13 protein-coding genes and 1 pseudogene are annotated in these 20,523 nt (G+C 61.4%); 2 read left to right on the top strand and 12 right to left on the bottom strand.

What is annotated here, in order from left to right; translation table 11 throughout:
* The first annotated feature begins 148 nt into the window (after positions 1-148).
* Positions 149-2,026, top strand: coding sequence for a copper amine oxidase N-terminal domain-containing protein (locus tag CIC07_RS11305; protein WP_157741896.1), 1,878 nt, complete (start codon positions 149-151; stop codon positions 2,024-2,026).
* Between the two features lie 57 nt (positions 2,027-2,083).
* Here the strand turns inward: CIC07_RS11305 and CIC07_RS11300 are convergent, their stop codons facing one another.
* Complete coding sequence (locus CIC07_RS11300) at positions 2,084-2,494, bottom strand: MarR family winged helix-turn-helix transcriptional regulator (RefSeq protein WP_076356242.1); 411 nt, start codon at positions 2,492-2,494, stop codon at positions 2,084-2,086.
* A 233-nt stretch (positions 2,495-2,727) separates the two neighbouring features.
* Between CIC07_RS11300 and CIC07_RS11295 the strand changes: the two genes are divergently transcribed.
* Complete coding sequence (locus tag CIC07_RS11295) at positions 2,728-2,898, top strand: hypothetical protein (RefSeq protein WP_165895332.1); 171 nt, start codon at positions 2,728-2,730, stop codon at positions 2,896-2,898.
* A 96-nt stretch (positions 2,899-2,994) separates the two neighbouring features.
* Here the strand turns inward: CIC07_RS11295 and gyrA are convergent, their stop codons facing one another.
* The 11 genes and pseudogenes from gyrA to CIC07_RS11245 form a co-directional block, all read right to left on the bottom strand.
* Positions 2,995-5,448: a DNA gyrase subunit A gene (gyrA, locus tag CIC07_RS11290; RefSeq protein WP_076356246.1), complete on the bottom strand. Its 2,454-nt coding sequence runs from the start codon at positions 5,446-5,448 to the stop codon at positions 2,995-2,997.
* A 12-nt stretch (positions 5,449-5,460) separates the two neighbouring features.
* Positions 5,461-7,443 (bottom strand): DNA topoisomerase IV subunit B, encoded by a 1,983-nt coding sequence (parE, locus tag CIC07_RS11285; RefSeq protein ID WP_076356248.1) that lies wholly within the window; start codon positions 7,441-7,443, stop codon positions 5,461-5,463.
* Between the two features lie 85 nt (positions 7,444-7,528).
* A complete protein-coding gene (locus CIC07_RS11280; RefSeq protein WP_076356250.1) occupies positions 7,529-8,515 on the bottom strand; it encodes an ABC transporter permease in 987 nt (328 codons plus the stop codon).
* A complete protein-coding gene (locus CIC07_RS11275; RefSeq protein ID WP_076357052.1) occupies positions 8,512-9,468 on the bottom strand; it encodes an ABC transporter ATP-binding protein in 957 nt (318 codons plus the stop codon). The genes CIC07_RS11280 and CIC07_RS11275 overlap by 4 nt, the downstream gene beginning before the upstream one ends.
* A gap of 173 nt (positions 9,469-9,641) precedes the next feature.
* Positions 9,642-10,457: a GDSL-type esterase/lipase family protein gene (locus CIC07_RS11270; protein ID WP_076356252.1), complete on the bottom strand. Its 816-nt coding sequence runs from the start codon at positions 10,455-10,457 to the stop codon at positions 9,642-9,644.
* A gap of 230 nt (positions 10,458-10,687) precedes the next feature.
* Complete coding sequence (purT, locus tag CIC07_RS11265) at positions 10,688-11,872, bottom strand: formate-dependent phosphoribosylglycinamide formyltransferase (RefSeq protein ID WP_076356254.1); 1,185 nt, start codon at positions 11,870-11,872, stop codon at positions 10,688-10,690.
* Between the two features lie 279 nt (positions 11,873-12,151).
* Positions 12,152-13,957: an ABC transporter ATP-binding protein gene (locus CIC07_RS11260; protein ID WP_076357054.1), complete on the bottom strand. Its 1,806-nt coding sequence runs from the start codon at positions 13,955-13,957 to the stop codon at positions 12,152-12,154.
* Positions 13,958-14,019: 62 nt separating this feature from the next.
* The gene (locus CIC07_RS11255) at positions 14,020-15,795 is read right to left on the bottom strand and encodes an ABC transporter ATP-binding protein (protein WP_076356256.1); all 1,776 of its coding nucleotides are present in this window, start codon (positions 15,793-15,795) and stop codon (positions 14,020-14,022) included.
* 548 nt (positions 15,796-16,343) lie between these two features.
* A complete protein-coding gene (locus tag CIC07_RS11250) occupies positions 16,344-18,143 on the bottom strand; it encodes a dynamin family protein (protein ID WP_165895329.1) in 1,800 nt (599 codons plus the stop codon).
* Between the two features lie 1,309 nt (positions 18,144-19,452).
* A pseudogene (locus tag CIC07_RS25405) lies at positions 19,453-20,022 on the bottom strand (dynamin family protein); the annotation flags it as partial.
* Positions 20,023-20,234: 212 nt separating this feature from the next.
* Complete coding sequence (locus CIC07_RS11245; RefSeq protein ID WP_021879354.1) at positions 20,235-20,516, bottom strand: hypothetical protein; 282 nt, start codon at positions 20,514-20,516, stop codon at positions 20,235-20,237.
* Positions 20,517-20,523: the final 7 nt, after the last annotated feature.

Raw genomic sequence — 20,523 nt, 5'->3', positions numbered from 1 at the left:
GCTCGTTTTCGGATCGCTCCCGTCCTTGGCGCAGCTGGGCATCACGCAGCCTGGCAAGGACAGCCATGCAACTTTTTGGGATTGACAGCGTCGAACAGGATGAGATTTGTTTCCATTCTGTTCCAATGAAAGCGAGTTGATCCGATCCATGCCTTTCCGCTTCCGAAGCGGCCTGCTGCTGGCCGCATCCCTGCTGGGCTTCGCTTTGCTTCCGTCCGCTGCTGCGGCTGCCGGCTCCACCCCGGACCCGGCGCCGATCAAGCTGATTGTGAATGAGAAGATCGTCAAAACGGATACCGCCCCCTTTCTGGAGAATGGGACGGCGTATCTCCCCCTCCGGTTGTCCGGAGAGCTGCTTGGCTGCCTCGTATCGTGGGACTCCGCGTCCAAAACCTTTACGCTGCAATACCCGAAGAGAACGGTCCAGATGGCCTACGACGCGGCCGCCGCAACGGTCAACGGACAATCCGTGCCTCTGAGCGAGCCGCTGCGGATAGTCGACAGCCAAATCTATGTGCCGCTCCGCTTCCTGTCCGAAGCCGTCGGCAGCAAGATCTGGTGGGACGCCCCCAGCCGCTCCTTGCACTTGAACGGAAGCGAAGAGTATGTCAAGCGCACTATTCCCAACGACCGGATATGGCTCAGCCGCGGCAGCGGCGAGCTTTACCTGTCCAGGGATGACTATTCTCCGGCTGTCCCCATCGGCCGCATCGAGGCGGCATTCCAAGGCAGCGTTTCACTCCAAGGGGATGGATCCTTCCGGGACGGCAGCGTCATCACTGTCGTCGACCGGTATGGGGCCGAGAGGAGCCGTTATGACGTCTACAGCCTCCTGCTCCATGACGGCAGGATCGCCGTCCAGACCAAAGCCGGTTATGAAGGACTCCTGGACTCGAACTCAAGCTCCGCCTCTATCGAAGAGGCGGATGGTTCCATGAGCCCCTACGCCGTTTTGACAGACGGCCGAACCGCCACCCTCTACGATGAAAAGGCTCAACCCGCCGGGACATACGACATGGCCGAACTTGCCGGCAAGGAAGACAGCTATTTCGTCCATGCCATCGGGCAGGACTATATGATTGTCCGGCCGATGTCGACCGGACTGCTGACGCTGATCGATTTCAAAGATCATACCGTCACAACGCTGGCCGACCAGCTTCTTTCGGGCAAGGAGCTGGAAGCTGCCCACAGCATGCCTTCCAAGGCAGACGGGCTTGCAGCGGCCGCCGATATGGGCAACGGGCAGCTGGATTTCTTCTACAACAACCTCAATGGCGGCGGCCATGACCGGCTGTCCTATTACCGCCCATCCTATGAAAAGGAACGGCAGAGCCTGCCGAAGCCGCGTGCTGTCGATGAGCTCGCCGCCGAATGCTCCAGCGAGACGGTCAAAACCGTCTACATGCAGGATGCCGATGCGGCCTACATCTCCCTCAACGGAGCCAACCCGAACGATAAGGCCTCTATCGCCACCGTCTGCGGCATCTTGCAGAAGTTCGCAGCAAAAGGAGTCCGGGAGACGGTTGCCAAGGTTCCCGACGATCAGTTTTTCCACGGCATGAGCATCGAATTCAGCCAGGGCGATGGCACGGCGCTCTATGCCGATGCCGGCAGCAAGCTCGTATACGGAGCGGCCGGAGGAAAGGACAGCCTCGTTCTGCATGATTCAGCGGCGTTCAAGGACTTCCTTGCTTTGAAGGTGCTGCCTTTCATCGACATCTCCCCCAATCCGGTGGCGATCGGCCAGAAGGTCCGATTGAAAGGAAAAAACGGCGACACAGCGGCGGCCGGCGATTTGATCGTCTACTGGACGTCCCTCAAAGCCAAAACAACAAATGTGAATGTGGCGATCTTCAAGGGAAAGCTTGTTTTCGGAGCCTATGACGCTGTCTTCTCCATGCCTGCATATGGAACTTCGGCGGATGGAACGAAGGTGAAGCTGGAGCCGGGCAAGGGCTATTTCACCGTAAAAGCGGAAAGCGGCTCGCGTCCTATCGAAGTCGAGCTGCTGCCGTCGAATTCCTGAAGCTAGACAGCGGGAGGCAGCCTCCCATGCGGGCCAAAAGAAAACGAACGCCGGCAATCAGCCGGCGTTCGCCACTTTTCCAAGCAAATACACGAGAAGCTGCTGGTTATGGGATGAGATCCTGTCCAGAGCTCCCCGGATGAAGGCTTCCCTGACTTCCGTGCCGCGCGCGGCTTCCTTCTCCCCATGCTCCGTGACGGTCACCCAGACGATCCGGCGATCGGCCAGATCCCGGCCCCGCTCGATCAAGCCGCCGCGCTCCATCCGGTCGAGCAGCGTCGTGATGGCAGCCGGCGTCGTATGCAGATGCTGCAGCAGCTCGGACGGCTTCATCGGCTGATGCTTGATCAGCAGCTCGAGCGCGTTGAGCTGGCCTTCCGTCAAGTTCGGCAGCAGGCTGTCTTCCAGATGGGTTTTCCATTCCCTTGAAAGCTTCATCCACAATTTGGCGAAATCCTCCGTAATCATAACCGACAACGACTTCAACCCCAATCTGTTCAGTTGGCCAGGCTCGTCCGCAGGAAGCCCGGGCAAGTCCTTTTCCTGATTCCTATCCTAAATTATACCATCTGAAAATGTCGAAAGAAAGGTTAATCGGATTAATAATTGCAGACCTTAATCGATATCATTCCGAACCATTAGACACACTCTGACATAGACTGCAGAGAAGAACTTCGAGCGAAGGCGAAAGGGTGGTAACCGTGGAAGAGCATAAGGAATCCGTGATCCGCAAAATACGCGCATACGGAATCATCAAAGACTCGGTCTGGCTGGAGAAGCCGGATGAGCCGGTTCCGATGTGGGTTCTGCTGGATGCGCTTTTACAGGTTATCGACCGACTCGACCCTTCCGAGGACCGGCCGTTCGACTGAGCGCAGGCAAGAGAGATGGCCTGGCATCAAAAAAAAGCCCGACCGGCTCGTTCAGCCGGTCGGGCTTCGCTATTCTCATCCCGCCATGTCGTTGAATCAGCTCTGCCCAAGCTCTGGACGGGCATACAGCTGCTGCACGGAGTCGCTCTTCTCGACCTGAGCGAGCTGCCGCCCGATCGATCTGCGGTCTTCGATCGGCGTCTTCTCCGTCAGGAAGCGCTGCACGGCACCGCTCGCGAGCTGCACGTTCAGCTCGCGAGGCTGACGGCAGTACCAGGCGCCGGCAAGGCGGCTGCCGTTCGGCTTGACCCGCTTGCCTTCCTTGAATTCAAAGGACTGCACGCCCTTGCCGCCGCGCCCTTGCACCGGATAGTCGGCCAGCAGGCTGCGCTTGCCGTAGCCGAGGTCGCTGATGACGAGAATCTCGCCCTCGTCTTCCCGGCTCACCTCAAGCGCCGCGGCCAGTTCGTCGCCTTCCTTGAACTGCATGCCGCGCACGCCTCCGGAGACGCGTCCCATCGGACTGACTTCTTCCGCCGGGAAGCGGATGGCCGAGCCCAGCTTGCTGACGAGCAGCAGATGGCTCTCGCCGCGGGATGGAACGACCGCTACGATCTCGTCTCCGTCCGCCACCTTGCACGCGGCTATGGCCGTCGAACGGTTCGTCGCGTATTCTTTGAGCTCCGTGCGCTTCACCTGTCCTCTTCGTGTGAAGAAGAACAGCGATTCGCCCGGCTTCTGGATGTCTTTGACCGGAATGACCGCTGCGATGCCGTCATCCTTCGGAATCGGGATGACGTTGACGATCGCGGTTCCCGCATCCTTCCATTTGAATTCCGGTATCGCATGGACCGGAAGCATGTAGTAGCTTCCCTTGCGGGTGAAGACGAGCAGGCTGTCGATCGTGCTCGCCTCCAGCAGGTGGCGGATGGAATCCCCGTCCTTGACGCCGGAGGCATCGATCTCGCCGCCGGAGCGGGTGAAGCTGAGCATGCCGGTGCGCTTCACATAGCCCTCGCGGCTGATCGCCACGAGCACATCCTCCGCGCTCACGAGCACTTCAAGTCCGACCTTGAGCTCCTCCACCTCGCCGCGGAGCTCCGAGCGGCGATCGATGCCGTATTTCTCCCGGATTTCCGTCAGCTCGTCCTGAATGACCTTGATCAGCTTGCGCTCGCTATCCAGAATGGAGCGAAGGTACTGGATCTTCTTGGCCAGCTCGCGCAGCTCCTTCTCCAGCGATGTAATCTCCAGATTCGTCAGCCGGTACAGCTGGAGAGTCAGGATCGCGTCGGCCTGGCGCTCGCTGAAGCCGAACTGCTGCATCAGGTTGTTCTGCGCATCCGAGCGGTTTTTGGACGCCTTGATGCTGGCGATGACTTCGTCGAGGATGTTGAGCGCCTTGACAAGCCCTTCCAGCACATGGGCGCGGTCTTCCGCCTTCTCCAGCTCGAAGCGCGTCCGGAAGGTGACGACTTCCTTCTGATGGTTGATATAGGCGGACAGAATCTCCTTGATCCCCATTTGGCGCGGAGCCTTGTTGACGATCGCGACCATGTTGAAGTTGTAGGTCACCTGCAGGTCGGTCTTTTTGAGCAGATAAGCCAGGATGCCTTCGGCGTCGGCGTCTTTCTTCAGCTCGATGACGATGCGCATGCCTTCGCGGCCGCTCTCGTCCCGCACCTCGGCGATGCCGTCGACCTTCTTCTCCAGGCGGATGTTCTCCATCGCGGTCACCAGACGGGACTTGACGACCTGGTAAGGGATTTCCGTGACGACGATCTGCTTCTTGCCGCCTCGCAGCTCCTCCACTTCCGTCCGCGAACGAAGATGGATGCGGCCTTTGCCGTTCGTATACGCCTCGCGGATGCCGTCCTCGCCCATGATGATGCCGCCCGTCGGGAAATCCGGCCCTTTCATGATCTTCATCAGATCGGCGACCTCGAGGCTGCCGTCCAGCATGAGCGCGATGCAGGCATCGATCACCTCGCGGAGGTTATGAGGCGGAATTTCCGTCGCGAAGCCCGAGCTGATCCCGCTGACTCCGTTGACCAGTAGATTCGGGTAGCGGGCGGGAAGCACGACGGGCTCCTTGGCGGTATTGTCGAAGTTGTCCTTGAAGAGGACGGTGCGCTTCTCGATGTCGCGCAGCAGCTCCATCGCGATGTTCGACAGGCGCGCTTCCGTATAGCGCATCGCCGCCGCGGGATCATCGTCGATCGAGCCCCAGTTGCCGTGGCCGTCGACGAGCGTATGCCCCATTTTCCAAGGCTGCGCCATCCGCACCATGCCCTCGTAGATCGAGGAGTCGCCGTGCGGATGATAGTTGCCCATCACGTCGCCGACGGTTTTGGCGGATTTGCGGTAAGGCTTGTCCGGCGTATTGCCGGAATCGTACATGGCGTACAGGATGCGCCTCTGCACCGGCTTCAGGCCGTCCCTGACATCCGGAATGGCGCGGTCCTGGATAATATATTTGGAATAGCGACCGAATCGGTCGCCGACGACTTCCTCGAGGAAAGCCGGCAAAAACTGCTCGCTCGTGCTCATGGGTATATCCCCCTATTCCTCGTATTCCCTGAAGTCTACATTGTCGATGATCCAGCGCTTGCGCGGGTCGACCTTGTCGCCCATAAGCGTCGATACGCGCCTTTCGGCCTTGGCCGCGTCCTCGATCCGCACCTGCAGCAGCGTGCGCGAGTCCGGATTCATCGTCGTTTCCCACAGCTGGTCGGGGTTCATCTCGCCGAGTCCCTTGTACCGCTGCAGCTCGTAGTTCTTGCCCATTTCCTTGCTGTAATTCTGCAGCTGCTCGTCGGTCCAAGCGTACCGGACCGTCTCCAGCTTGCCGGATTTGCGGCTCATCTTGTAGAGCGGCGGCTGCGCGATGTAGATCTTGCCGGCGTCGATCAGCGGCTTCATATAGCGGTAGAAGAACGTCAGCAGCAGCACCTGGATGTGGGCGCCGTCGGTGTCGGCATCCGTCATGATGATGATCTTGCTGTAATTGCATTCGGATGCTTCGAATTCAGGTCCGACTCCAGCGCCGATCGCCGCGATGATCGCCTTGTACTCGTCGTTCTTGAGGATGTCGGCCAAGCGGGCCTTCTCCGGATTCATCGGCTTGCCCTTGAGCGGCAGGATGGCCTGGATCTTGGAATCGCGTCCCTGCTTGGCGGAGCCGCCGGCGGAATCGCCCTCGACGATGAACAGCTCGTTGCGCGTGGAGTCCTTGGACTGGGCCGGCGTCAGCTTGCCGCCGAGGTTGGAGCTCTCGCTGCGCTTCTTGCCGCTGCGGATCTCGTCCCTCGCCTTGCGCGCCGCCTCCCGGGCCTTCGAAGCCTGGATCGCCTTTTTCAGGAGCATCTGGCCGACCTGCGGGTTCTCCTCCAGGAATACGGCCATCTTGTCCGCGACGACCGCGTCGACGGCGCTTCTCGCGGAAGAACTGCCGAGCTGGTCCTTCGTCTGGCCGACGAACTCGACCTCGGACATCTTGATGTTGATGACGGCCATCATGCCTTCGCGCAGGTCTCCGCCCTCTAGGTTCTTGTCCTTCTCCTTGATCATCGCCGTGCGCCGGGCATAATCGTTCAGGACGCGGGTATACGCGGTCTTGAAGCCGGTCTCGTGCGTGCCGCCTCCGCGGGTAGGGATCGAGTTCACGAAGCTGACGATCGTCTCCGTATAGCCGTCGTTGTACTGCAGCGCGACTTCGACCTCGATGTCGTCCTTCTCCGCGCTGAAATGCACCGTTTCGTGGAGCACCGACTTCTCCTCGTTCAGGAACTCGACGAACTGCTTGGCGCCGCCTTCGTAGTGGAAGACGTTCTCGCTGCCCGTGCGCTCGTCCTTGAGCACGACCTTGAGGCCGGAGTTGAGGAATGCGATCTCCTGCAGCCGGTCGGAGAGCGTGTCGAAGCTCAGCGAGGTGTTGCCGTGAAACACGCGGGAATCCGGCTTGAACGTGACCTTCGTGCCCGTCTGGCGCGTCGTCCCCGTCACCTCGAGTCCCGTGACCGGCTCGCCGACATGCTCCTTGCCGTCCTTGTCCACCCAGTACTCGAAGCGCTGCTTATGTACCTTGCCGTCGCGGAAGATCTCCACCTCGAGCCATTCCGAAAGCGCGTTCGTAACCGAGGCTCCGACGCCGTGGAGGCCGCCGGACTTCTTGTACCCGCCGCCGCCGAACTTGCCTCCGGCGTGGAGGATCGTAAAGACGACCTGAGGCGTAGGAATGCCGGTCTTGTGCATGCCGGTGGGAATCCCCCGGCCGTTATCGTGAACCGTCACCGATCCGTTCTTGTGAAGCGTGACGTTGATATCCGTGCAGTATTTGGCCAAATGCTCGTCGACGGCGTTGTCCACGATCTCCCAGACGAGATGATGCAGACCTGAATTCGTCGTGCTGCCGATGTACATGCCGGGGCGCTTGCGCACCGCGGTCAGCCCCTCCAGGATTTGAATGTCGTCCGCGTCATAGGAAGGGCTGCCTGTCGCCGTATTCGCCGCTTCGGTTGCGTAGAGGTCCAGTTGTTCGGCCATACGCGTCCCCCTTTTCGTTGTGAAGCCTGTGCCCGGAGCGTCCCGCCGGGCGGGAATCGATGCGCTTCCGAGAATCTTAGCTATTTTAATTCAAGATGTCCTGTTTCGTAAAGATGCCGAAAGATACGGCCAAAGCCGCCGCGGACCAAGCCGCGAGCACGCCTAGCGAAAAAACGAGATTCATGCCGTCGATCGGCGCCGGCACGCCTTCGAGGTAATCGGTCAGGTCGATGTTCACCGAAAACAAATATTTCGCGCTCTCCCAGGAGGATGTCATGCCCGAGAGGATCGTGCCGGAAATGACGGCCGCCATCATCGTCACGATGCTGGCGGCGGTGCTTCTCAGCAGCACGGAAACCATGAGCGACAGGACGGCGACGGTCATGCAGGACACCCAGATCAGCCCGCTCTGCATGAACAGGTACAGCCACTGCGGCACGGCATGCACGCCGCTGGCGTCGATCGTGCCGCCCTGGACGCCGAAGCCCGTGAACACCGGCATGCTCCAGCCTCCGTAGCCGAATACGGCTCCCGATATCAGGTAGGAGACCGCTCCCGTCGCTACGATCGCGAGCGAGACGTACAGCGTCAGCGCGACAAGCTTGCTCATGAGGATCTTCCAGCGCTTCACCGGCCGCGTCAGCAGCATCTTGATCGTGCCGCTGGAGCGCTCTCCCGATACTAGATCGGAGGCGATCGCCAAAATCATTAGGGGGAAGAAGAGCGAGACGGAGCTCGCCATGAACTGCCTGGTGAACGATACGGCGTCCGGACTGCTTGGATTCACGTCATGATCGAGATAATACTGCAGGCGGAGAATCTCGATGCGGTCGTATTTCTTCCACTCCTCGGGCACCCTGTCGCTGGCCAGCGTATTCTGCAGATCCGTGATCTGCTGCTGGATCTGGTTGCGCCAATCCTTGAAGTGGACGGCGTTGGTCTGCGACACCCTCATCTGCGCATAAGTAAAGATCGGAATCAGCACCAGTAGAATAAGAAGGATAACATAGAACCGTTTCTTTTTCCAAATTTTCAAGGTTTCATTCTGGATCAGCGGCAGCAGGTCTCTCACGATTCATTCTCCTCCGTCAGCGTCAGGAACATCTCTTCGAGCGTGGGCGCGACGCGCTGCACCGCATGGATTGCGATGCCTGCTCCCGCCAGGCGGGCTACGAGTCCGGGCAGCGCAGCCTCAGGGACGGTCGTGACGACCGCACCCTCCAGATGGGCGAGCGCGCTCTCGTCCATCCGGTATTCGCCTTCCCTCAGAATACGCAGCTGCGGCTCCTGGAGCAGGAGCCTCTCCGCCTCCTCAGGCCGGTCGGTCTTCCACAGCACGTAGGAGCCGGCTTGCGCCACCAGCTCGTCCACCCGCCCGACCGACAGCACGCGTCCGCCGGCGATGATCGCGACCCGGTCGCACATCAGCTGGATCTCGCTCAGCAGATGGCTGGAGATGAACAGGCTGATGCCGCTGTCCGCCAGCATCCGGATGAATTCGCGCAGCTCCTTGATGCCCTTCGGATCCAAGCCGTTCGTCGGCTCGTCGAGAATGAGCAGCTTCGGACGCCCCAGCAGCGCCTGCGCGATCCCGAGCCTTTGGCGCATGCCGAGCGAGTAGGTTTTGACCTTGTCATGGATGCGGTCGTCGAGCCGGACGATCTCCGCCACCTCGCGGATGCGGTTTTTGTCGATCCCTCTCTGCATGCGCGCAAAATGCTCCAAATTCTCCCATCCGCTCATGAACGGATACATCTCCGGATTTTCGACGATGGAGCCGACCTCGGCGAGCGCCCGCTCGGGATTCCGCTGCACGCTGTGCCCTCCGATCAGCACTTCGCCTTCCGTCGGCTTGATGAGATCGACGAGCATGCGGATCGTCGTCGTCTTGCCGGAGCCGTTCGGCCCGAGAAATCCGAAAATCTCGCCGGCCTTCACGTCGAAATCCACTTGATGGATGATCCATGTTCCCCGGATCTTCTTCTTCAGTCCGCGCACGGACAGCACGGTCGCCGCTTCGGACAGCCGCTTGTCCCTGCCGTCCGGTTCCGGCTCCGACTTCTGCGGCAGGACCTCCTTTTCCTGATCAAGCTTCCTGATTTTGTACTCTATCGTCACGATGTCCGCCTCCTGCCCTGATCCTTGTCTCTATAGCTTGATCCATTCCCTGATTCTGAACCGTCCGGCGAGCTCTCCATTCAGCTCAGCGACTGGACGATGCGGTCTGAAATCCTTTCATAGCCTTCGTGATTGGGATGAAAATGGTCGGATGACAAATAGCCGGAGCCGTGCAGCTGGAACAGATCCAGCACCGGGACCAGAACCGCATGCGGGTCCTTGCTCAGCACGGCGAATGCCTCTTCGTTCCATTTCTGTACGGGAACGATTCCTTCTTTCAATTCCGGAATGTCGTAGAATGGATTATATAGTCCGGTATAAGCGATGGTCGCGTCCGGATTGATGGCGCGGATCCGGCCGATCACGCTCTTGAACGATGCGATCGCATCCGGAATGCGCGACGCGACGCTTTCCACCGAAATATCGGAAGCATTGCCGTCCTCCGCTTGCGACAATGCCGTCCGGAACAGGTCGTTGCCTCCGATCGTCAGCAGGATCAGGTTCGCTTGCCGGATCGGGTAGGCCATCCCTTGGTCCTTTTCCAGCATTTCGTCCAGCTCGCTGGCCGTCAGGCCGGCGACAGCCAGATTGTTGATTTGCTGAACCGGTTTCCCTGTCTCCTCGCCGAGACCTTTGAGAACCTGCTTCACATACCCTTCACCGGTGTTGTCCCCGACTCCTTTCGTCAAGGAATCCCCCAGCGCGGTCACATAGATGGTTGAAGCATCCGCGAAAGAGCCGCCCGTCTCCGCGAGGACGGGTTTTTTTGCCGGAGCCGACAGGCCGCTTCCGCTGCCGAGCATATCCTGTACGGCATAGACAAAGCCTCCGCCCAGCAGCAGCGTGGCTGCAAGCGAGCCCGTGCCGAGAATCCGCCATAACCGGCTGGAATCCATTCTCTTATCCCCCTTGACTCATTTACCGTTTTTTAATTTTCGACGCTTTGTACTTAAAAATAAGGCTTTCGACAAGAATTTGCAAATAAAGCCAGCACAATGATTTCCGGCTTTCCGCACACTCCGGCCCGGCATCGGGAGCCGCAATAAAAAACCGCTCCGGAACTCTCCTTGAAGCAGGAGAACCGGAACGGCCATGCATGCGCCGGACGACCAGCGGCGCCGGGAAATCAATCGTTGTAGCGAAGGGACAAAGCTTCGGCGGCGGATCTGGCGAGAGCTCTCGCTTGCTCGGCATCCGAGGCGGTGCTGAGCGCGACCGCCATGCGGCGGCCCTTTTTCGTGTCGGGCTTCCCGAATACCCGGACCTGGGTCGAAGGTACCGCTAGAGCGTCTTCCAGGCCTTCGATCGTGAAATCGCGGTGGTCCCGGGCCGCCTTGAGCGTATGGCTCGCTCCCGGGGACAGCAGACGGACAGAAGGAACCGGGAAGCCGAGAATCGCCCTCACATGCAGCGCGAATTCGGACAGGTCCTGCGTGGCCATCGTGACCATGCCCGTATCATGCGGCCGCGGCGACACTTCGCTGAACAGGACGCCTTCTTCCGTCAGGAACAGCTCGACTCCGTACAAGCCCCAGCCGCCGAGAGCGTCCGTGATCTGCCTGGCGATATGCTCCGACTGCTCCAGCTGGGCGGCGCTCATGCCGTGCGGCTGCCACGATTCGATATAATCGCCGTCCTTCTGCACATGGCCGATCGGCTCGCAGAAGACGGTTCCCGATACCGAACGGACCGTGAGCAGCGTAATTTCGGATTGGAAATGGACGAAGCCCTCAACGATGACGCGTTTCTTCTTGGCGCGTCCGCCTTCCATGGCGTAATTCCAGCAGCTGGCGATCTCCGCTTCGGAGCGGCAGACGCTCTGGCCTTTGCCCGAAGAGCTCATGATCGGCTTGATGACGCAGGGCAGTCCGAGCTCCAGCACGGCGTCGCGCATCTCCTCGTAGGAATCGGCGAACCGGTACGGCGCGGTCGGCAGGCGCAGCGTCTCGGCCGCCAGCCTGCGGATGCCCTCCCGGTCCATCGTCAGCCGGGCGGCGCGCGCCGTCGGAACGACCTTGAAGCCCTCCTGCTCCAGCTCGACCAGAGTGGAGGTGGCGATCGCTTCGATCTCCGGAACGATGAGATCGGGCTGCTCCAGCTTGATCAGCTTCCGGAGCTGCTCCGGATCAAGCATATCGATGACATGGGAGCGATGGGCGACGCCCATGGCGGGAGCGTCTGCGTACCGGTCGACGGCGACTGTCTCGACTCCCAGACGCTGCGCTTCGATAATCACTTCCTTGCCGAGCTCGCCAGAACCGAGCAGAAGCATTTTGCGAGCCCGCGAAGTGAGCGGAGAACCGTAGGACATGATGATACCCCCTATATAATGGCGTTGATGGCATCTGCCTCCATGGCAATGAATACCGAGACGAATGTCATCTTATTGTGGATGCTGTCTATCGAAAAATCAAGCTTCCCTTATGGATAACCTTATGCTGGCGAGCCTTGTGAGCCCCCGGAACGATAGCGTCGATGCCGGCGACATCGATGCCTCGCATGACCTTCCGACCGGATGAAGTCCTTCCGGCCGGATAAGAAAAGCCGGCTCCCGAAAGGGAACCGGCTTCCCGCTCCGCTTCCCGCAGGATCAGGCGGAAAGGAATCGGTATTGGGCGTCGATGAGGCCGCGGTACACGCCTCCATGCTGCATCAGCTGGGCATGGTCGCCCTGCTCGACGATGCGTCCGTGATCCAGCACGATGATATTGTCGCAGTGGCGGATCGTCGAGAGACGGTGGGCGATGATGAAGCTCGTGCGGCCGGCCAGAAGCGTCTTGAGCGCCTCCTGGATCTTGAGCTCCGTCTCCGTGTCGATGCTCGCCGTCGCCTCGTCGAGGATGAGGATGGACGGATCGGCGAGCAGCGCCCGGGCGAAGCTGAGCAGCTGCCGCTGGCCCATCGACAGCACGCTGCCGCGCTCCTGGACCTCGGTGTCGTAGCCGTCGGGCAGGCTGGCGATGAAATCATGGGCATGAACGGCGCGCGCCGCCATCTCCACTTCCTCGTCGGTCGCGTTCAGCCGCCCGAAGCGGATGTTGTCGCGGATCGTGCCGGAGAAGATGAACGTGTCCTGCAGCACGATGCCGACTTGAGTGCGCAGGCTTTCTAGGGTGACGTCGCGGATGTCGGTGCCGTCGATCGTCACCCTGCCCTCCACTGGATCGTAGAAGCGGCAGAGCAGATTGATGATCGTGCTTTTGCCTGAGCCCGTATGGCCGACGAGGGCGATCGACTGGCCGGCGCGAGCCTGCAGCGAGATGCCCTTCAAGGCCGGGCGGCCCTTTTCATATTCAAAGACAATATCCTCGAAGCCGACATCGCCCTTGATGCCGGTCAGCAGGCGGGCGCGGCCGCTTTCCTTGACCGTCGGATCCTCGTCGATGAACTCGAAGATCCGCTCCGAGCTCGCCATCGCGACGAGCAGCTGGGAGTACATCTGGCCAAGCCGGTTGATGGGATCCCAGAAGTTGCCGACGTAGTTGGCGAAGCCGACGAGGACGCCGATTGTGATCGCTCCGGCCTGGATGAGATGGGAGCCGTACCAGAACAGGATCAGCGTGCCGATCGCCGAGGTGATCTCGATGACCGGGCCGAACGTCTGGTTGAGCGCCGACGCGCGGTTCCAGCTGTTCAGGTTGACCGTGTTCATATTGTCGAAGAACTTGTAGTTCTCCTTCTCCTGGACGTAAGCCTGCGTCACCTTCATTCCCTGGATCGCTTCGTTGAGATGGGAATTAAGGCGGGACTGCTTGATCCGGACGTCCTGCCAGGCGAAGCGGATCCGCTTGCGCAGCGCCGTCGAGACGACGAACATAAGCGGAACCGTGATCATGACGGCGAGGCCGAGCTTGAAGTTCCAGATGAGCAGGATCGCCACGATGCCGACGAGCTGGATGCAGTCCATGAGCAGGTTGACGACTCCGCTCGTGAACAGGTCCTGCAGCGAGTTGACGTCGTTGGTGACGCGCACGAGCACGGAGCCGGCCGGGCGCTTGTCGAAGAAGCGGAAGCTGAGCTTCTGGATATGCTCGAACAGCTGCTGCCGAAGATCGAAGATGACCTTCTGTCCGATGATGTTCGTATACTTGATCCGGATCGCGTTCGCGATCCATTGGATGATGTAGAGAGCCAGCATGATGCCGCCGTACATGAGCAGCATGTTCTTGTTGTTTTTGCCGATGGCGTCGTCGATGGCCAGGATGATGACGGCGGGTGCGGCCAGGCGCGTGAACGTGCCGAGCAGCATCATGAACACCATCGGGATGAGCTGGCGGTAATACGGCTTCATGTAGCCGAACAGGCGCCCGATCTGCTTCCAGTTGAACGGCTTCTCGATGATGTCGTCATCCTGGTACTTGAAGCGCTGGCGCTGGGATTCCGCCGCGGCCTCCATTTGCTCGTCCAGGCTTCCCGCCTGGCCGGTTTCCGGAAGGATGTCCTTCTTCTTGCTTGCCATTATGCCGTTCCTCCCTTCACGGCCGGTTCGTCTTCGCCGCTTTGCGGACGGTCGGCGTACTGGATGTTGTAGACGTCCCGGTAAGGACCTTGCTGGCGGATCAGCTGCTGGTGGGTGCCGCGCTGGGTGATCCGGCCTCCGTCGAGGACGAGGATCTCGTCGGCGTCCTTGAGCGAGCTGATGCGGTGGGCGATGATGAACGTCGTCCGGCCCTGCATCAGCTCCTTGAAGCCGGCCTGGATCTCATGCTCGGTCTCCATGTCGACCGCGCTGGTAGCGTCGTCGAGCACGAGGATATGCGGATTGCGGATCAAGGCCCGGGCGATCGCGATGCGCTGCTTCTGGCCGCCCGAGAGGCCCATGCCGCGCTCGCCGACGAGCGTGTCGTAGCCGAGCGGCAGCTCCATGATGAATTCATGGGCTTTGGACAGCTTGGCCGCGCGTTCGATCTCCTCCATGCTGGCGTCTTTGTCGGCATAAGCGATGTTGTCGCGGATCGAGGCCGAGAACAGGAAGGTTTCCTGGAAGACGGTCGCGATCTGGCTGCGCAGGCTCTGCACGTCGACGTTGCGGATATCGAAGCCGTCGACCGTGATCCGGCCCTGCTTGACGTTGTAGGCATGCATCAGCAGCTGGATGATCGTGCTCTTGCCGGAGCCTGTGCCGCCGAGCAGGCCGATCACCTTGCCCGGAGGGGCGTCGAAGCTAATGTCCCGCAGGGCAGGCTCCTTGTCCGCATAAGAGAAGGTGACGTTCTCAAACCGGACATGGCCCTTGATCGTTTCCTTCTCGAGGACGACCGCGTCCTCGACGCTTTTCACATGGACGTAGGAATGGAGAAGTTCGAGCACGCGCTCCCCGGAAGCCTTGGACTGCGTGTAGTTGTTGATGAGGAAGCCGATGTTCCACATCGGACCGATGATGTACCAGATCATGCTGAAGAAGGCGACAAGCTCCCCGAGCGTCAGAGGGCCGTCGATGACCCGCAGCCCCCCGGCCACGAGCAGGATGACGACGCCGATATTGGCCAGCAGCTCCATGAGCGGGAAGAAGCGCGCCCAGATAGCCGCGGCTCCGACCTGGTTGTTCTGATAGGCGGTGCTGCGTACCGAGAATTTCTCCACCTCATGCGATTCCCTGGCGAAGGATTTCACCGTGCGGACGCCGGTGATGTTCTCCTGGACCGCCGTCGTCAGATGGCTGAGCGCCTGCCTCATCTCGCGGAAGGCGGGATGGATGTTCTTCTCGAAGCGGATCGCCGCGAAGGCGAGCAGCGGAATCGTGACGAGCGTCATCAGCGTCAGCTGCCAGTCGATGCTCAGCATCATGATGCCGCCGAACAGGATCATGAGCACCGTGTTCAGGATCTGGGCGAAGCCGAAGCCGACGAACTGGCGGATGGCCTCCAGGTCCGCGGTCAGGCGGGACATGAGGTCTCCGGTCTTGGCCGTGTCGTAATAAGGGTAGCTGAGCTCCTGCAGCTTGGCATAGGATGCATTCCGCATCCGGTAAGCGACGCGGTTGCCGAGCCTGCCGCCGAAAAAGCCGCTCAGGAAGTTGAGGCATCCCTTCAGCGACACGACGGCAACGACGGTCAGGGACAGCGCAGGCACGACTCCCCAATTCTTCGTCTGGATGACGTCGTCGATCAGATATCGAAGCAGGTTCGGATACACCAGGCCGAGCGCCGTCGCGCAGGCCAGGCACAGGATCGAGGCGAAGATGAACTTTCGCTCGACCCAGTAGAACGGTTTGAGATTCTTGAAAACCTCCAAGTTGATGTCTCCCCCATTTGTTAGGTTTGGTGATGGAAATCCTTGCAATATGGATGAATGTTAACAGCATCCCTCTCCTCCCGCAAACGCCATCAGAAGCCGAATATCCACCTCTGCCCCGCTCAGCGATAATGAGGGAAGCCCGAAGGGGGGTATTCTCCGAATAATCACGTTATTGTCACTCGCAGGACACATTTCCGCCAAAACATGCTTATAGAGAGTCCTTTTGTTGAAAACGGATTAATTTGTTCTTTACCGGAATGAATGAAGCGGCATTGTTCGGATGGGGAGAAAAGGCCGGTTTCAGCCGGTTTATACGGCTTTTTCGATAAAGCTTCGTCAGCCTGAAGCCCCGCTTTGGCGGGACAGCAGCTGAGTTTGCTTGGCAAAAAGCGGAATGGAATGCAGGGGAGATGCTTCGCTGACGAGAGTTAATGCGGGCTACAACCGGGCTGCGCACCCGAGAAGAAAGCCTTCCTTGGCCGGGCTGCGCCGACAAAGAAAAGCACGGCCTCCGAATGGAGGCCGTGCGGAAAAAAAGATGGCGGTTATATCGAAGCCTGCAGCCGATCCAATCCGCCGCGCATCTCGCGCAGCGATTCGAGGCCGCTGTTGTCCTGGAGCGACAGCCTCGTTCCGTCGGAATATCGGATAAAGGCTTCCGACAAAGCCGACATGGCCTCTTCAAGGCCGGATGCAAGCCGGGAGGCATAAGCCGCCTTCCAGTCTTGGCCGGCGGCATCCATCCATACGCGGATGGACGCTCCGAGCTTCGCCTCCAGCTCGTCGCGCAGCTTCTTCTTGCCCTCTCCCTCGAAAAAGCTCCGCGGATTGCGGAACATTCCATAGAGCCACTTGGCCTCCACGGTATCGCATTTCCACGGGGAAGGCTCCGGCGGAGCCGGAAAGGCGATGCTATCGAACGGTTCCGGCATGAAGCCGGGAAGACGGTCCTTGAGCTTCGCGGCGCTCTCCTCGTAGCGTTTGCGGATGAGCGAATTGACGGCGCTCTCCAGCCGGAGCGTCGTCGCCAGCAGCTCTTGGGAGAGCTCCATCTGCAGCATCCGCTGCAGCTCCAGCCACGAGGTCCATACCGCGCGCCGCAAATCCCGGCCGTCGTCCTGCAGGCTGGCGGGATTGAAGGCGTATTGGTAGAACTCGCCGAAACCGTACTGGATCCGCTGCTGGATGTAGTAGAACAGCTCCTGCAGCTCCTTGTCCAGCTCTGCGGCCGGCACGTTCTCGCGGGCTTCGCGCGGCAGCTGCCGCGCTTTGGATGCAAGCTCCTGAAGCCGCTCGAGCTCCGCAGCCCGGCTGCCTGCGTCGCCTTCGGCAGCGGCGAGCCAGCTGTCGATGACGGAGACGGACCGGCTGATCTCCATGTCCGCCGCCTGCACGGCCAGCGAGCCGAGCTCGTCGCGCGTGAAGGAGAGGAAGCTGCGCTCGAAGGCCGGGATGCCCGATGTCTCCAGCTTCCCATTGTCCCCGGACTGCTTGCCCTGCAAGCCATGCAGGCTCGAGACCGGATACAGCCGCGGGAACCGGATGCCGTGCTGCAGCAGATTGCTCTCCACATGGCCAAGCACGTCCTTCAGCTCCGCTTCCGAGGAAGCCAGATCGGCCGCGTTGACGAGGAAGAACATTTTGTCGAGCTCGAACTGGTCCTTCACCCTTCCAAGCTGCATCAGGAACTGCCGGTCGGCCTGCGAGAACGCGTGATTGTAGTAGGTGACGAACAAGATCGCGTCCGCATTCTTGATATAGTTGAAGGCCACTCCCGTATGGCGGGCGTTGACGGAATCGGCTCCCGGGGTGTCCACGAGCACGATGCCCTGGTCGGTCAGCGGCGAGCTGTAATAAAGCTCGATTTCGCGCACGAAGCAGGAGCGGCTTTCTTCCGCCACGTAACGCCTGTACTCTTCCTCGCCTACGCGCAGCTCCTGTCCGAGCAGCGGCGAGAGCTCCGGCCAGCCGGCGAGCGCCGCCTTGAGGAAGCTGTAATGCGGCCGGCCGGCGGCGTGGATGCCGTCCGGCTGCAAGGCTCCCATCCGGCGCAGCAGCTCCTCCTCGCCGGAGGCGGAGGCGTCTTCGCCGAGCAGCGACAGCGAGTAGCGCAGGTCGTCGAGCAGATCATCCCGCGACTTCATCGAGACGCGGGCCGTTCCATGCGGCTGCTCCGCCGTCGGGGCGAGGATGCGGTTGATCGCCGCCGTCGTCGGATTCGGAGACACCGGCAGCGCGCGCTCGCCGATCAAGGCGTTGGCGAGCGAGGATTTGCCTGCGCTGAAGGCGCCGAACAGCGCGATCGTGAAGCGGCTCGCGCCGAGGCGCGCCGCGCGGGCGAGCATCGCGTCGGCCGCTCCGGCAAGCGCCGGATGCGGCGCCAGCAGCGCCGCCGCGGCGCGGAGCCGCTCGGCGGCCGCCCGCTGCGGCGCGAGCGCGCCTGCGGCGCCGGCGGGCTCGCCGCGGCGCGCTGTGCCGGCGCCGCAGGCGCAGCGCCCGCGGCCGGCTGCGCAGCCGGCACGGCGGCCGCCGCCGGCGCAGCCGCGCGGCGGCGCGGCGCGGCGCGGGCAGCGCCGGGCGCTGCGGCGCCGGCGGCAGCTGCGCCGCAAGCCGCGCGGCGCGCTCGCCTGCGGCGGCGTCCAGCGCCGCCAGCTGCGCCAGCGCGCCGACGCGGGCGCCGAGCGCCGCCAGGCGCGCCCGCGCCTCGGCGGCGGCAGCGGCAGCCGCCGGCGCAGCGCAGGCGGCGAGCGCTTCGGCCGCCTCGCCGGCGGCGCGGCGCAGCCGCCCCTTGATCTCCACGGCCGCTTCGCGCGTGTAGACGAGCGTATACTCGCCGCCTAATACGGCTCCCGTATTCACGCGCCCGGCCAGCCAATCGATGTCCGGACGCCAGCTGAGCCCTTCCTCGAGCGCATGCTCCCATGCTTCGCGCTCTGCCCCTGCAAGGCCGGCTTCGTCGGCAGCCTTGCGGAGCAGATCCCCCAGATGCCATACGGCGGCCGCCTGGATCTGGCGGATCAGGTCATCGCGGAACGCTTCTGCGCGCCGCTGCTGCTCCGCCGCCGTCTTGGCGCCCGCGAACAGCAGGCCGGTCTTGAAGCCCGGCCTGCGGCTGTCGAGGAACTCGGCCGCGAGATCGCGCGTGGCGGCCGGCGTCAGGCTGGCGTTGTCCAGCAGCTTGACGATTTCGGCCTTCAAGGATGCTTCCATGGCAGCGGGCCTGCCGTCCGCTGCCTCCGCCTCGGCCTCCAGGCTCGCGATCCTCTCCGCAAGCGCGGCCCTTTCCTCGTCGCTGCCGGCTTCATCCCGAAGCTTCTGCCGTTGCGCCTCCTCCTCTTCGGCGGCAGAGCGCAGGGAAGCCCGCACCAAATGCCGCAGCGAGGCGTCCACGCTCCATTGCGACAGCTCCCCGCGCTCCTCCGCCAATTCCTTCAGCAGCCCTTCGAGGGAAGAGAACTCGCTGCCGGGATGATCCGGCTCGCGCAGAGACAGATAAAGAATGCCGGCCGGCTCCAGATGCCAGCTGCGGAATGCCTCCTCGACGCTGTTCCGGTACTCCTCGAACGGCAGCTCCTCCTCGCGGTGCTTGTCGATCTGGTTGACGATCAAGTAGAGGGGCTTGCCCCAATCCTTCAATCCTTTGGCGAACTCGAAGTTGATTTCCGACTGGACGTGGTTGTAGTCCATCACATAAAACACCGCATCCGCCAGATGCAGGGCCGATTCCGTCGCCATCCGGTGCGCGTCGTCCGTCGAGTCGATGCCCGGCGTATCCAGCAGAACGGTCGAAGAGCCCAGTCGGGGAATCGGATAAACGATATCGACGGAGATGAACTCCTCGCCGTTTTTGCAATAGTCGTCCAGACGCAGCGGATCGGCCTCGAAGGTCGTCTCCTTGCCGTCTGCGAGCGCCCGGATGATCGCGCGGGCCGGCTCGCCGCTGCGGATGGACACAACATTGGCGCTTGTCGGGATCGGACTCGAAGGCAGCAGCTGCTTCCCGCACAGCGCATTCACCAGCGTCGATTTGCCCGCGGAGAAGTGGCCGCAAAAAGCGACCGTGAGCAGCCCGCTCTCCAGCTTGGCGGACAGCTGCTCCGCGCGCTGCGCGTTGCCATGGTCTCCTGCCGAGTCGAATCCGGCCTGAAGGCTGGCCGCTGCCCGTGCCAATGCCGCCTCGCGGTCAGCCGCCGCGGTCCTGTTGCTCTCTTGTAGTCCGTTCATGATTCTCTCTCCCTGTCTTCCTCTGATCGGAGCGGCCCAAGCTTTGGGCCAGCCCCCTTCCCGCGATCCGTCGCCGGCCGCATCGGCCGCCAGCCTGCCCTCCTGCGGGAGGGAGGCTGGCATCTTCTGCGGGCCGCGGCCGGATACGTCAAACAGCCGCCCTTGAACGCAAGGACGGCTGCTTGTTCACTTGATTCGGAGCATCTCCCTGCTTAAACCGCCGGAGCCTCGTCGTCCTCATCCGTCGGAATGCAGATTTCGAACACGTTGCCGTGCTGAAGGATCGTAATGTTGCGCTGCTTCTCGCGCATCACGACAACCTCGGGCTTCTGGCGCATGCGCTCCAGGTACTGGGCCGGCAGATCGCCGGAGCCGCTCACCGTTACGCCTTCAATGACGAGATCCTCGTTCTCTCCCGGAGGAGATTCCATGACCTGCTCGTAAATATCGGAGAACAGGCCAAAATCATTCGTGAATACGCTGATGCATTTCATCGTTTCA

The sequence above is a fragment of the Paenibacillus sp. RUD330 genome, assembly GCF_002243345.2.
Lineage (GTDB): Bacteria > Bacillota > Bacilli > Paenibacillales > Paenibacillaceae > Paenibacillus_O.
Note: the sequence above shows the minus strand (reverse complement) of the source record. Positions and strands in the feature narration are given on the sequence as shown.